Source organism: Pseudonocardia sp. UM4_GMWB1 (assembly GCF_017312155.1).
GTDB classification, from domain to species: Bacteria; Actinomycetota; Actinomycetes; order Mycobacteriales; family Pseudonocardiaceae; genus Pseudonocardia; species Pseudonocardia alni.
The window spans coordinates 624,378-637,796 of the sequence record NZ_QJPN01000001.1; the positions used below are offsets into that span (position 1 = coordinate 624,378).

Annotated in this window: 11 protein-coding genes; 9 read left to right on the plus strand and 2 right to left on the minus strand. The window is 73.7% G+C overall.

Annotated features, from left to right (window positions below):
• Window positions 1–45: 45 nt before the first annotated feature.
• The 4 genes from pdhA to DMP15_RS03110 all read left to right on the plus strand — a co-directional run bounded on the left by pdhA (window position 46) and on the right by DMP15_RS03110 (window position 4,612).
• Complete coding sequence (gene pdhA, locus DMP15_RS03095) at window positions 46–1,260, plus strand: pyruvate dehydrogenase (acetyl-transferring) E1 component subunit alpha (protein ID WP_208623003.1); 1,215 nt, start codon at window positions 46–48, stop codon at window positions 1,258–1,260.
• Between the two features lie 15 nt (window positions 1,261–1,275).
• Window positions 1,276–2,241 carry an alpha-ketoacid dehydrogenase subunit beta gene (locus DMP15_RS03100; RefSeq protein ID WP_100880748.1) on the plus strand — a complete coding sequence of 322 codons (966 nt, stop codon included), beginning with the start codon at window positions 1,276–1,278 and terminating at the stop codon, window positions 2,239–2,241.
• 10 nt (window positions 2,242–2,251) lie between these two features.
• The gene (locus tag DMP15_RS03105; RefSeq protein WP_100879074.1) at window positions 2,252–4,012 is read left to right on the plus strand and encodes a dihydrolipoamide acetyltransferase family protein; all 1,761 of its coding nucleotides are present in this window, start codon (window positions 2,252–2,254) and stop codon (window positions 4,010–4,012) included.
• Between the two features lie 69 nt (window positions 4,013–4,081).
• On the plus strand, window positions 4,082–4,612 hold the full coding sequence (locus DMP15_RS03110; protein ID WP_083658707.1) for an FxsA family protein: 531 nt from the start codon (window positions 4,082–4,084) through the stop codon (window positions 4,610–4,612).
• A 171-nt stretch (window positions 4,613–4,783) separates the two neighbouring features.
• On the opposite strand, the gene DMP15_RS03115 is transcribed toward DMP15_RS03110, so the two are convergent.
• On the minus strand, window positions 4,784–4,963 hold the full coding sequence (locus tag DMP15_RS03115) for a hypothetical protein (RefSeq protein ID WP_179761509.1): 180 nt from the start codon (window positions 4,961–4,963) through the stop codon (window positions 4,784–4,786).
• Window positions 4,964–5,226: 263 nt separating this feature from the next.
• On the opposite strand from DMP15_RS03115, the gene DMP15_RS03120 reads away from it, so the two are divergent.
• The 4 genes from DMP15_RS03120 to DMP15_RS03135 all read left to right on the plus strand — a co-directional run bounded on the left by DMP15_RS03120 (window position 5,227) and on the right by DMP15_RS03135 (window position 10,077).
• Complete coding sequence (locus DMP15_RS03120) at window positions 5,227–6,417, plus strand: ATP-binding protein (protein WP_062398897.1); 1,191 nt, start codon at window positions 5,227–5,229, stop codon at window positions 6,415–6,417.
• A gap of 197 nt (window positions 6,418–6,614) precedes the next feature.
• The gene (locus DMP15_RS03125; RefSeq protein WP_043276256.1) at window positions 6,615–6,935 is read left to right on the plus strand and encodes a GroES family chaperonin; all 321 of its coding nucleotides are present in this window, start codon (window positions 6,615–6,617) and stop codon (window positions 6,933–6,935) included.
• 125 nt (window positions 6,936–7,060) lie between these two features.
• On the plus strand, window positions 7,061–9,556 hold the full coding sequence (locus DMP15_RS03130) for a VanW family protein (protein ID WP_208623002.1): 2,496 nt from the start codon (window positions 7,061–7,063) through the stop codon (window positions 9,554–9,556).
• A 95-nt stretch (window positions 9,557–9,651) separates the two neighbouring features.
• Window positions 9,652–10,077: a CBS domain-containing protein gene (locus DMP15_RS03135; protein WP_073576089.1), complete on the plus strand. Its 426-nt coding sequence runs from the start codon at window positions 9,652–9,654 to the stop codon at window positions 10,075–10,077.
• Window positions 10,078–10,144: 67 nt separating this feature from the next.
• Here the strand turns inward: DMP15_RS03135 and DMP15_RS03140 are convergent, their stop codons facing one another.
• Window positions 10,145–11,983 carry an acyl-CoA dehydrogenase gene (locus DMP15_RS03140; RefSeq protein WP_073576088.1) on the minus strand — a complete coding sequence of 613 codons (1,839 nt, stop codon included), beginning with the start codon at window positions 11,981–11,983 and terminating at the stop codon, window positions 10,145–10,147.
• Between the two features lie 207 nt (window positions 11,984–12,190).
• Between DMP15_RS03140 and DMP15_RS03145 the strand changes: the two genes are divergently transcribed.
• On the plus strand, window positions 12,191–13,417 hold the full coding sequence (locus DMP15_RS03145) for an N-acetylmuramoyl-L-alanine amidase (protein ID WP_139282846.1): 1,227 nt from the start codon (window positions 12,191–12,193) through the stop codon (window positions 13,415–13,417).
• Window positions 13,418–13,419: the final 2 nt, after the last annotated feature.

The window sequence follows — 13,419 nt, forward strand, 5'->3', positions numbered from 1 at the left end:
CGCTCCCGGGCGTGACCCCGCCCGGTGCGACCGAGGAGGTCTGCCGTGGACGAACCCCAGGCGTGGATACCGACCGACCCGCGGTCGCGGCCCAGCCACGACCAGGTCGTCGCCGGGCTGAAGGGCGTCGACGAGGGCGGACCGGAGCTCGTCCAGCTGCTCACCCCCGAGGGCGAGCGGGTGCCCGACGAGCGCTTCGACCGCTACGCCGCCGACATCACCGCCGAGGACCTGCGGTCGCTCTACCGGGACCTCGTCCTGGTCCGGCGGGCCGACCGCGAGGGCAACTCCCTGCAGCGCCAGGGCGAACTCGGCCTCTGGGTGCCGCTGCTCGGCCAGGAGGCCGCGCAGGTCGGCTCCGGCCGCGCGCTCGCACCCGAGGACATGTGCTTCCCCAGCTACCGCGAGCACGGCGTCGCCTGGTGCCGTGGGGTCGACCCGACCGAGCTGCTCGGCATCTTCCGCGGCACCGACCACGGCAGCTGGGACCCGGTCGCGACCCGGTTCCACCCGTACACGATCGTCATCGGCAACCAGTGCCTCAACGCCGCCGGCTACGCGATGGGCCAGCGCTTCGAGTCGAAGGTCGGCGGCAGCGCCGCCGGTGTCGGCACCGCCGACGGTGACACCGGAGAGGCCACCATCTGCTACTTCGGCGACGGCGCCACCAGCCAGGGCGACGTCCACGAGGGCTTCGTCTGGGCCGCCGCCTACGACGCGCCGCTGGTTTTCTTCTGCCAGAACAACCAGTGGGCGATCTCGGTGCCGGCCGAGCGCCAGACCCGGGTGCCGCTCTACCAGCGCGCCCGCGGCTACGGCTTCCCCGGCGTCCGGGTGGACGGCAACGACGTCCTCGCCTGCCTCGCCGTCACCCGCTGGGCGCTCGACGAGTGCCGCACCGGCAACGGCCCGGTGCTGATCGAGGCGTTCACCTACCGGATGGACTCCCACACCACCTCCGACGACGCGACCCGCTACCGGCTCGCCGACGAGGTCGAACTGTGGAAGCTCAAGGACCCGATCGAGCGGGTGCGGGTGCACCTGGCCCGGCGGCACGGCGTCGGTGCCGACTTCTTCGACGCCGTCGAGGCCGAGGCGGACGCGCTGGGCGAGCGGATGCGGGCGTTCTGCCGGGCGATGCCCCAGCCGGGTCCGGAGCGGATGTTCTCCCAGGTCTACGCCGAGGCGTCGCCGACGGTGGAGCGCCAGCGCGAGGAGTTCCTGGCCTACCACGCGTCGTTCGCGGACCAGGAGGGCTGAGCTGTGCCGACCACGATGGCGAAGGCGCTCAACGACGGCCTGCGTGCCGCGATGGAGCGCGACCCCAAGGTGCTGGTCATGGGTGAGGACGTCGGCCGGCTCGGCGGTGTCTTCCGCATCACCGACGGGCTGCAGAAGGACTTCGGCGAGCAGCGCGTGCTCGACACCCCGCTGTCGGAGTCCGGGATCATCGGCGCCGCGATCGGGCTCGCGGTGCGCGGGTTCCGGCCGGTCTGCGAGATCCAGTTCGACGGGTTCGTCTTCCCCGGCTACGACCAGATCGTGTCCCAGCTGGCGAAGCTGCGGTACCGGACGCAGGGCCGGGTGCCGGTGCCGGTCGTCGTCCGGATCCCCTACGGCGGCGGGATCGGTGCCGTCGAGCACCACTCCGAGTCGCCCGAGTCGCTGTTCGCGCACGTCGCGGGCCTGAAGGTGGTCACCTGCTCGACCCCGTCGGACGCGCACTGGATGATCCAGCAGGCCATCCTCTCCGACGACCCGGTGATCTTCTTCGAGCCGAAGCGCCGGTACTGGGAGAAGGGCGGGCTCGACGGCGCCGACCTGGCGTCGGCGTACCCGCTGCACGCGTCGCGGGTGGTGCGGACGGGCTCGGCGCTGACCGTCGCCACCTACGGGCCGATGGTGAAGACCTGCCTCGACGCGGCCGCCGCGGCCGCCGAGGAGGGCCGCGAACTCGAGGTGGTCGACCTGCGGTCGCTGTCCCCGCTCGACCTCGGCCCGGTCGCGGACTCGGTGCGCCGCACCGGACGGCTGGTCGTGGTGTCCGAGGCGCCCGCGGAGTCGTCGGTGACCTCCGAGGTCGCCGCCCGGATCCAGCAGGAGTGCTTCTTCTCGCTGGAGGCGCCGGTGCTCCGCGTGACCGGTTTCGACACGCCCTACCCGCCGTCGCGGCTGGAGGACGAGTACCTGCCGGACCTGGACCGGGTGCTCGACGCCGTCGATCGTTGCCTGGCCTGGTGAGGAGGAGCACATGCGTGAGCACTTCACGCTGCCCGACGTCGGCGAGGGGCTGACCGAGGCCGAGATCATCACCTGGCGGGTGGCGCCCGGGGACACGGTCGCGGTGAACGACGTGATCGTGGAGATCGAGACGGCGAAGGCGGCCGTGGAGCTGCCCTCGCCGTGGGCCGGGACGGTCGGGGAGCTGCTGGCCGAACCGGGCGCGACCGTCGCTGTGGGGACGCCGATCATCGCGATCGACACCGGTGGGACCGCGCCCGACGCCGGCGCCGACACCGGCGCGAAGATCGGTGAGGCGGGCAGGGACGGACGGATCGCGACGCTCGTCGGGTACGGGCCGCGGCAGGGCTCCGCCCGGCGACGGCCCCGGCGCGAGCCTACCGCCTCCGCTGCGCCGGCCGGGTCCGTCGCTGCGGGGGACCCCGTCGCCGGGGGCCCGGACGCCTCGGGGCCGGGTGCGGCCCCCGTCCCGTCGCCCCAGCAGTCGCTCGGGTCGCCCGAGCAGGCCGCTCCCGGGACGTCCACCGGAGCCGACCCGGGAGCCGGGGGCTCCGACGGGCAGACCGGGGGCTCCGACGGCCGGGCCGGGGGCGACGCGGTCGGACCGCGTGCCGCCCAGGTCCCGCTCGCTCCGCCGCCGGTCCGGCTGCTCGCACGGGAGCTGGGCGTCGACCTGCGGGCGGTGACGGGGACCGGGCGGGACGGCCGGATCACCCGGGAGGACGTGCACGCCGCCGCGTCGGGTGCCGGGCTCACGGGTGCCGAGCTCACGGGTGCCGGGCTCACGGGTGCCGGGAACGGCGCTGCGGCCGACGGCCGGGGCGCCGGAGCGGGCGCTGCCGGCACGTCCGCCGGGTCGCCGGTCGCCGGGGGTCTCGCCGCGGGGGGTGCCGCTGCCGGGAGTCTCGCCGGCGCCGCGACCTCGGGTGCCGCGCCGGACGGCTCGGGCCCCGGCGACCCGGGGCTCGCCGCCGGGCCGGGCACCGCCGCCGGGCCGGGCACCGCCGCCGGGCCGGGCACCGCGGCCGGGCCGGGCACCGCGGCCGGACCGGGCACGACCACCGCCCGGCCCACCGAGGACCGGCGTGAGCCCATCCGCGGCGTCCGCAAGGCCACCGCCGCGGCGATGGTCGCGAGCGCGTTCACCGCGCCACACGTCACCGAGTTCCTCGACGTCGACGTCACCGAGATGATGGCCCTGCGCGACCGGCTGCGGGCCTCGCGCGAGTTCGCCGGGGTCAAGCTGACCCCGCTGGCGTTCGTCGCGAAGGCCGCCTGCCTCGCCGCCGCGCGGACCCCGGCGGCCAACGCCGGCTGGGACGAGCGCGCCGGCGAGATCGTCTACTACGCCCGCGTCCAGCTCGGCATCGCCGCCGCGACGCCGCGTGGGCTCGTCGTCCCCAAGATCCGCGACGCGGACACACTCACCCTGCGCGGCATGGCCGACGCGCTCACGACGCTCACCGACACCGCCCGGGCGGGCCGGACCGCCCCGGCCGACCTGGTCGGGGGCACGTTCACGATCACCAACGTCGGCGTGCTCGGCGTCGACACCGGGACGCCGATCATCAACCCCGGCGAGGCCGCGATCCTCGCGGTGGGGTCGATCAAGCCCGCCCCCTGGGTCGTCGACGGCGAGCTGGCCGTGCGCACCGTGTGCCGGCTGGCGCTGTCGTTCGACCACCGCCTCGTCGACGGGGCCGAGGGCTCGCGATTCCTCGCCGACGTCGGCGCGCTGCTGCACGACCCCGGGGTCGCCTTCACCTGGTGACCTGGGGAGATCATCCGAGGGCCCGGGGGATCGATCCGGGGAATTCGGGCGATCCGGGAGCAGAACGGCATGCCCGTGCGTTGTACGGGCATGCCGTTCGTGCTGCTCTACGTCGTGCTCGAGATCGTCGCGCTCGCCGGGCTGATCGCGTGGATCGGACTGGGCTGGACCCTGCTGGTCCTGCTCGCCGGGTCCGTGGTCGGACTCCTGCTCGCCCGCCGGGAGGGCGTCCGCGCCGCCCGCGCGCTCGCCACCGCCGTGCAGCGCGGGAAGCTGGCGCACGAGGAGGCGACCGACGGGCTGCTCGTCGCCGCCGGTGGCATCCTCATCTTCCTGCCGGGCCTGATCACCGATGTGCTCGGTCTCGCCCTGGTGTTCCCCCCGACGCGGGCCCTGGTCCGGCGTCGCATGGTGAACGCCGCCGAGCGGGCCGCACCGAGCCTGCGCACCGCACGGATCCGCTACGGCGCCACCGTGGTCGAGGGGGAGACCGTGACCGAGCCGCGCTCGGCGACCGCGTACCCGCGCATCACCGGACCTGCCGCGGGCACCGGCCCGGTCGTCGACGGCGAGGTCGTGGACGGCCCCGACCGCACCTGACCCGTCACCGGGCCTCGCGATACGTGGACGCCCGGCGCACCCCGCACGCGGTCTCCGCACCCCGTGCGGAGGCTGCGACGGCGGCACCAGGGGTGCGACGGCCGGGCGCGGCAGATCCAGGACCGGGTGGTGGACGGCGGGAGCGTTCGGGGGTCGCCCCCGCCGTCCTTCTCACCAGCCGGGGCGCGCTCCTGCGAGCAGGCTGCGCAGGCTCTCCAGCCGTCGGCGACGCAGCGTGATCGGCTTCATCCGCAGCGTCGAGTGATGCATCCGGTCGGCGCGGTGCCGTCCGCGGTGTCGGCCCACAGCGCTCTCCTCCCGGGCGTAGTCACGTGCGACGGGGTGGTGCACGCCTCAGAGTGTTGCTGGTCAACCGCGGTCGCGGAAGGTCACCGGGCGCGGGCCACCGGATCGTGACGACAGCGCCGGCGTTCCTCGGCCCCGCTCGCACGGTGCGTTCGCGGCGGACCGCACGGGCGATGCCGGAACCGGCCCGGACGGGCATCGCGACCACGCTGGGTGACCGACGTCGTCGCTGGGCCGCCCGGGTGGCGGGGCCGCGACACGCCGTCGTCGTCTACGGAATTCCGAAGAGCGGCGGATACCGTCCTCGCATGGACCCGGTGCGCAACCCGTTCGCCCCCGGCGCCGGGCAGCGCCCGCCGGAGCTGGCCGGCCGGGACCGCGAGGTGGACGCCTTCGAGATCGTCCTGGAGCGGGTCGCCCGCGGTCGCCCGGAGCGGAGCCTGGTGCTCACCGGGCTGCGCGGCGTCGGCAAGACGGTGCTGCTCGGCGAGCTGCGCTCGATGGCGATGCACGCCGGCTGGGGCGCCGGGAAGATCGAGGCCCGCCCGGACGCCGACCTGCGCCGTCCGCTGTCCGCGGCGCTGCACCGCGCGATCCGCGACCTCGCCGTCCGGCACCGGGCCCCCGAGCGCATCGACGAGGTGCTGGGCGTGCTCAAGGCGTTCGCGCTGCGGTCGTCGCCGGAGGGCACGAAGCTGCGGGAGCGCTGGCAGCCCGGCATCGACGTCCCGGTGAAGAACGGGCGCGCGGACTCCGGGGACATCGAGATCGACCTCGTCGAGCTGTTCACCGAGGTCGCGGAGCTGGCCCAGGACGTCGGCTCCGGCATCGCGCTGCTGATCGACGAGATGCAGGACCTGCGGCCCGAGGACGTCTCCGCGCTCTGCGCCGCCTGCCACGAGCTGTCCCAGGCCCGGGTGCCGCTCGTCGTCGTCGGGGCGGGGCTGCCGCACCTGCCCGCCGTGCTGTCGGCGTCGAAGTCCTACTCGGAGCGGTTGTTCAAGTACTCACGGATCGACCGGCTGGACCGCAAGGACGCCGACTTCGCGCTGATCGCCCCGGCCGAGCGCGAGGAGGCGACCTTCGACCAGGAGGCCCTCGACGACCTCTACGTCCGCTCGGGCGGTTACCCCTACTTCGTGCAGGCCTACGGCAAGGCCGCGTGGGACGCCGCACCGACCAGCCCGATCGGCGTGAAGGACGTCGAGATGGCCGCCCCCGAGGCCGAGGCCGAGCTCGCGGTCGGCTTCTTCGGCTCGCGCTTCGAGCGGGCGACGCCGGCGGAGCGCGAGTACCTGCGGGCGATGGCCGAGCTGACCGACGGGGAGGACCACCCCGTCGAGACGTCGCTGGTGGCCAAGCACCTGGACCGGCGCGCGTCGTCGCTGTCCCCGGCGCGCGACAGCCTGCTCAAGAAGGGCCTGGTGTTCTCCGCCCAGCGCGGCCAGATCGCCTTCACCGTGCCGCACTTCGGGCGGTACCTGCTCGCCAACACCTGAGCCCCCGCTGCTCCGGACGAGTGAAAACTGTTTGCGGTGTAACAGGTCCTCGGGTCGGCGCGAAACCCCTGCTGAGCCCCGCGGCGCCACCCGACCCCCGACTCGGTAGCGCCGCGGGGCGTTCCACGTTCGGGGCATGCTCTCGCTTGCGCCGGGCGCCGCCGGGGGCGTCAGGGGTCACCCGTAGCATCGGCCCGGTGGCCGAGCCCAAACTCGAGATCCAGATGCTCCATGACCGGGTCATGATCAAGAGGGTCGAGGGTTCCGGCGAGCGACGGAGCTCGGCCGGAATCGTGATCCCGGCAACCGCACAGGTCGCCAAGCGTCTGGTCTGGGGAGAGGTGGTCGGGGTGGGACAGCACGTGCGCACGGTGAAGGCCGGCGACCGCGTCCTGCTCGCCCCGGAGGACCAGTACGAGGTCGAGATCGCCGGCGTCGGGCACCTGGTCATGCGTGAGCGGGACCTGCACGCGGTGGCCTCCGAGGCCACCCAGCACGGGACCGGTCTCTACCTCTGACCCCCCGGGTCGCGCCGGTCCGCACGGACCCGCGGCCCACCCGGTTCGACAGCGGTGTCGACACAGTCGACGACGCCGGTCGCGATGACAGAGTCGATGGCAGTGCGGAAAGGAAGTCCCACGTCATGCCCGAGCGCCCTCCCTCGTCCGACGACGCGGACGAGCAGCCGGTGACGTCCGCGCCGGAGCCGGGAGACCCGCAGAACGGCGACGCCGCCGGTGCCGGTCGCCCCGTGATGCCCGCCCGCCGTCCCTCGCCCGGCCCCGCCGCCGCCCCCGCCGCGCCGCAGGGAACTCCCGCGCCGCAGGGCGCCACCGAGGTCTCCGCCGCCGAGTCCGGTCCCGCCGACCCGGCCGAGGCCGCCGAGCAGGCGCCGCCGGAGTCCCCCGCGGCCCGCACCGTCGTCGGGCAGGCGACCACCGCGGACGGTCCGGCCGCGCCTGCGTCCGCCCCGCACCAGCAGCCCCCCGCGCCGCAGCGGCCGGACGCCGGTGCCCCGCAGCAGCCCGGGACCCCGCCCCGCCCGGAGTCCGGCACGGCCGCCCCGCAGCCGTCCGGCGGCGCCCCGACGCCCGCGGGTCCCGCCGCGTCGCAGCCCGGCCCCCGGCCGGCCGGTGCGCCGGACGCGACCCGCCCGGTCCCCGCCGCCCCCGAGGGGCAGGACCAGGACACCGTCCGCGTCGCTCCGCTCAGCGAGCAGCGCACCCAGATCCTGCCCCGGGTCACCCCGGCCGCGGCCGCGACGCCGCCCGCGGGCGGCGCCGCCGAGCAGACCGCCCGCATCCACACCGGCGGCCCGGCTGCGGGCACCGCGGTCCTCGGTGCCGGTGCGTTCGGCGCCGCGGGAGCGACCGGTCCGGATGGGCCGGGAGGCCCCGGTGGGCCCGGCGGCCCCGGTGGTGGGGACGGCGACGGGCACGGCGACGGCGAGGGCGGTGACGGCCCGCAGCGCAAGCGCCCGGTCGGACTGATCGTCGCGGCCGCCGCGCTCGGTGTGCTCGTCCTCGGCTACGTCGGCGACCTCGCGCTGAGCTCCGGCAGCGTGCCGCGCGGCGTCGTCGTCGCCGGTCAGCAGATCGGCGGCATGTCGCGCGCCCAGGCCACCGAGACGCTGCAGGCCGCGATCGAGCCCCGCTCCTCCGCGCCGGTGCCGGTCCAGGCCGGTGAGGTCAGCTCCGAGATCGACCCGAAGGCCGCGGGCCTGCAGGTCGACTACGCGCGCACTCTCGACGAGGCGGGCGAGCAGCCGCTGAACCCGATCACCCGGATCTCCTCGTTCTTCACCACCCGCGAGGTCGGGGTGGTCAACTCCGCCGACGACCGCGCCGTGCGCACCGCGCTGGAGCAGATGGCCCCGCTGGTCATGAAGGAGCCCAAGGAGGGCTCGGTCGAGTGGCAGGGAGTCACCCCGACCCCGGTCGCGCCGGAGCCCGGCCAGCAGCTCGACGTCGACGCGGCCGTCGGCGTCGTCGAGGAGCAGTGGGCCTCCGGCGAGCCGGTGCAGCTCCCGCTGATCGTCGAGCAGGCCGTCACGACCCCGGCCGACGTGCAGAAGGCCATCGACGAGGTCGCCAAGCCCGCCGTCGCCGGCCCGCTGACGATCACCGGTGAGGGTGCGAACGCGACCATCACCCCGGAGGACATCACGACCGCGCTCCGCTTCACCGCGGACCCGGAGGGGCCCGTGAAGCTGAAGCCGGTGATCGCGAACAAGACCCTCGAGGACATCGCGCAGCCGCAGCTGGCGAGCACCGAGAAGCCCGGCGTCGACGCCCAGCTCGACTTCGCCGCGACGCCGCCGCGGGTCGTCCCGTCGCAGGACGGGCGCGGCATCGACTACGACGCCACCTTCGCGAACGTGCTGCCCATCCTCACCGGCCAGGGCGAGCGCACGGTCGCGGCGGTCTACGCGAACAAGCCGGCCGAGATCACCACGGCCGACCTGGAGTCGCTGGGCAACGCCACCGAGATCTCGACGTTCACCACCGGCGGGTTCGCCGCCGACTCGGGGCAGAACATCAAGCGCGCCGCCGAGGCCATCAACGGCCAGATCGTGCAGCCCGGCGAGACGTTCAGCCTCAACGGCGTCAGCAACCCCCGCAACGCCGCCAACGGCTACGTCGAGGCCGGCATCATCGAGGACGGCCACCCGGCGCGCGGCGTCGGCGGCGGTGTCTCCCAGCTCGCGACGACGCTGTACAACGCGTCGTACTTCGCCGGCATGACCGACATCGAGCACAAGGAGCACAGCTACTACATCAGCCGCTACCCGGTGGCCCGCGAGGCGACGGTCTTCAACGACCTCATCGACGTCAAGTTCCGCAACGACGGCCCGACCCCGGTGCTGATCCGCACGGCGTGGACGCCCAGCAACGTCACCGTCTCGTTCATCGGGCAGAAGATGTACGAGGTCACCTCGGCGACCGGGCCGCGGACGAACCCGACCCAGCCGCAGGTCGTCAACATCCCGGCCGGCCAGCCGTGCAGCGCCAGCAAGGGCTCTCCCGGCTTCACCGCGACCGACACCCGGACCATGCGCAATGTGCAGACCGGGGAGACGACCAGCAAGACGCGGACGGTCAAGTACAACCCTCAGCCGATCGTGCAGTGCGGCGGCTGATCCGGTGATCGTCCCCGTCAGGGGATGACGAGAGCCAGGTCACATTCGTACCCTGATCCCTCCAGCCGTCGGACAGCGAGGGATCGGGGTACCCCATGCGCATCGCGGACGTTCTGAGGAGCAAGGGCAGCGCGGTCAGCACCGTGGCGCCGGAGGACTCGATGGGCGAGGTGCTGCGCGCGATCGCCGAGCGGAACCTCGGCGCACTGCCCGTCGTCGACGGGGACCGGCTGGTCGGCATCGTCTCCGAGCGGGACGTGGTGCGCCGGCTGCACAGCCACGGCGCCGCGCTGCTCGACGCGCGGGTGGCCGAGGTGATGACCACCGAGGTGGTCACCTGCTCGCCCGACGACGGCGTCGGCGACCTCGCCCGGATCATGACCGACCGCCGGGTGCGGCACCTGCCGGTGATCGTCGACGGGGCGCTGGCCGGGATCGTGTCCATCGGCGACCTGGTCAAGGCCCGGATGGACATGCTGGAGCAGGAACGCGAACAGCTGGAGAGCTACATCGCGCAGTAGGGGCACGACGAGGAAGGGCCCCGGGCGGGGAGTCCGCGCCCGGGGCCCTTCGTCATCGCCGACCGGATCAGAACGAGGCCTCGTCGAGCTCCATGAGTTCGTTGTCGGCGTTCGCGATGATCGCCTTGTCCGAGGTCAGGCGGGGCAGCACGGACTTCGCGAAGAAGGTCGCGACGCCGACCTTGCCCTCGTAGAAGGCCCGGTCCTTCGCGGAGACGCCGTCGGTGCCCAGTGCGGCGAGCGCGACGGTGGCCTGGCGCAGCAGCAGCCAGCCGACGAGCAGGTCGCCGACCGCCATCAACAGCCGCACGGTGTGCTGGCCGACCTTGTACAGCTCGGTGACGTCCTTGGTGGAGCCGTACAGGTAGCCGGTCAGCGTGCCGAGCATCCCCTGCACGTCGGTCAGCGCGGTGCGCAGGAGCTCGCGCTCCTCCTTGAGCCGGCCGTTGCCCGCGTCGGAGTCGATGAACGCCTGGACCTCGCCCGCGACGTGCGCGAGCGCCTGGCCGTTGTCCCGGACGATCTTGCGGAACAGGAAGTCCTGGGACTGGATCGCGGTGGTGCCCTCGTAGAGGGAGTCGATCTTGGCGTCCCGGATGTACTGCTCGATCGGGTAGTCCTGCAGGAAGCCCGACCCGCCCAGGGTCTGCAGCGACTGCACGAGCTGCTCGGTGGCGCGCTCGGAGCCGACGCCCTTGACGATCGGCAGGAGCAGGTCGTTGACCTTCTCCGCGAGCTCGGTGCTGATCCCGCTGCCCTCGTCGCCGAGGCGCACCCTGTCCTGGAAGGTCGCGGTGTAGATGTAGACGGCGCGCATGCCCTCGGCGTACGCCTTCTGCAGCATCAGGCTGCGGCGGACGTCCGGGTGGTGGGTGATCGTGACCCGCGGCGCGGTCTTGTCGGTCATCTTCGTCAGGTCCGCGCCCTGGACGCGCTCCTTGGCGAACTCGAGCGCGTTCAGGTAGCCGGTCGACAGGGTGCCGATGGCCTTGGTGCCGACCATCATCCGGGCGTACTCGATGACCTGGAACATCTGGGCGATGCCGTCGTGCACGTCGCCGAGCAGCCAGCCGACGGCCGGGGTGCCGTGCGCCCCGAAGGTCAGCTCGCAGGTCGTGGAGGCCTTGAGGCCCATCTTGTGCTCGACGTTGGTCACGAAGGCGCCGTTGCGCTCGCCCGGCTCGCCGGTCCCGCTGTCGAAGTGGAACTTCGGCACCAGGAACAGCGACAGGCCCTTGGTGCCCGGCTTCCCGCCCTCGGGGCGGGCCAGCACCAGGTGCATGATGTTCTCGGTGAAGTCCTGCTCGGCCGAGGTGATGAAGCGCTTCACACCCTCGATGTGCCAGGTGCCGTCGTCCTGCTGGATCGCCTTGGTGCGGCCGGCGCCGACGTCGGAGCCCGCGTCCGGCTCGGTCAGCACCATGGTGGCGCCCCAGCCGCGGTCGATCATCAGCTGGGCCCAGCGCTTCTGCTCCTCGTTGCCGTTCTTGTAGAGGATCGAGGCGAAGTTCGGGCCGGCCATGTACATGAAGATGGCCGGGTTGGAGCCGCACATCAGCTCGGCGGCGGCCCACTGCACGGACGGCGGGATGCCCATGCCGCCCAGCTCGTTCGGCAGGCCGAGGCGCCACCACTCGCCGTCCCAGAGGACCTTGTAGGCGTCCTTGAGCTCCTGCGGGGTGGTGACCGTGTGGTCCTCGGGGTGGAAGACCGGCGGGTTGCGGTCGATCGTGGCGTAGTGCTCGGCGAGCGGGCCGGTGCAGACGGTCGACAGCTCCGACAGCACGCCCTTGGCGGTGTCGACGTCGACGTCCTCGAAGGGTCCCGTCCCGAGGTGGTCCTGTACCTCGAACACCTCGAAGAGGTTGAACTCGAGGTCGCGCACGTTGCTCTTGTAGTGGCCCATCCGTCCTTCACCGCCGTTCGTGCCAGGGCCGATCGACTTACCGGCCGGTAACTGACTCCAGAGTATTACCGACCGGTAACAAGAGCAAGGTGCAGCTGCGTCGTCAGGGACCGCCCACCCGTGTGACGCGCTCGACCGGCGCGCCCGCGCCGTCCTTTTCCCGTGAACCGAGAGAATGCGGAGTCGCACGGGACGGATGTGGCGTGTGTGACGGAGGCGGTGCCGGCGGTGCCGCCGAAGGGGGCAGCAGCGATGGGCGAGCCGGGACAGAGCTGGAGCCGCCGCGGGCTGCTGGTCGGGGGTGCGGTCGCCGGCGCGGGCCTGGTCCTGCCCGGCCGGGCGTTCGCCGGACCGCCGCCGACCACCGACCCCGCTCCGCCCGCCACGGGTCCGGTGCCCGGCCCGTCGGCCGTCCCGGGGCCGGACGGCATGCCCGGCCCGGCCGGTGCCGGTCCGCTGGCCGAGGGCGTGCCGGTCCCCTACATCGCGCGCTGCTTCGAGTGGGGCGCGCGCAAGCCGAAGTTCCCGCCGAAGGTCTGGGACCGGCGCCCGATCCGGATCCTGGTGCACCACACGGCCGGGGCGAACACGAACGACTACAGCGTCGGCGCCGCGCACCGGATGGCCAGGGCGATCCAGAACTACCACATGGACCGCAACGGCTGGCTCGACTCGGGGCAGCACTTCACGATCTCGCGCGGCGGGCACGTGATGGAGGGCAGGCTCTGGAGCCTCGGCGAGCTCAACGGGGGCCGCCGCGTCGTCGAGGGGGCGCACTCGCCCGGTCAGAACGTCATCGCGATCGGCATCGAGAACGAGGGCACCTACATGGGGGTCGACCCGACCCCGGCGCTGTGGAACTCGCTGCGCGTCACCTGCGCCTACATCTGCCTGCGCTACGGCATCGCCCCGACCGAGCTCTACGGCCACCGCGACTACCGCAACACCCTCTGCCCGGGTGACCGTCTCTACGCCGCGCTGCCCCGGCTGCGCCGCGAGGTGGCGGGGCTGCTGGGCAGGCGGCTCTCGCGCACCGAGTCGACCAAGGCGAGCTGGCCGCTGCTGCGCACCGGCGATCGCGGCCCGATGGTCGAGGCGGCCCAGTACCTGCTGCGCGACGCCGGGTCGCTGACCGGTAAGCCCGACGGCCGGTTCGACGACCGCACCGCGGCCGCGGTGAGCGAGTTCCAGCGCGCGCACCGCGCCGACGACGTCAACGGCCTGCTCGGCGGGGAGACCTGGCCGGAGCTGGCCCGCACGGTGCGCGCGGGCACCGAGGACGACGCCGCCCGTGCCGTCGAGGTGCTCGCGGCGGCACGACGGGTGGAGAGCGTGCCCGACGTCGTCGACCACCCGCAGTGGCAGAAGCTGCTCGGGACCTCCGGCAGCGCCGTCCCGGACGCGCAGGACCCGCAGGGCGTGCTGAACCGCTGAGG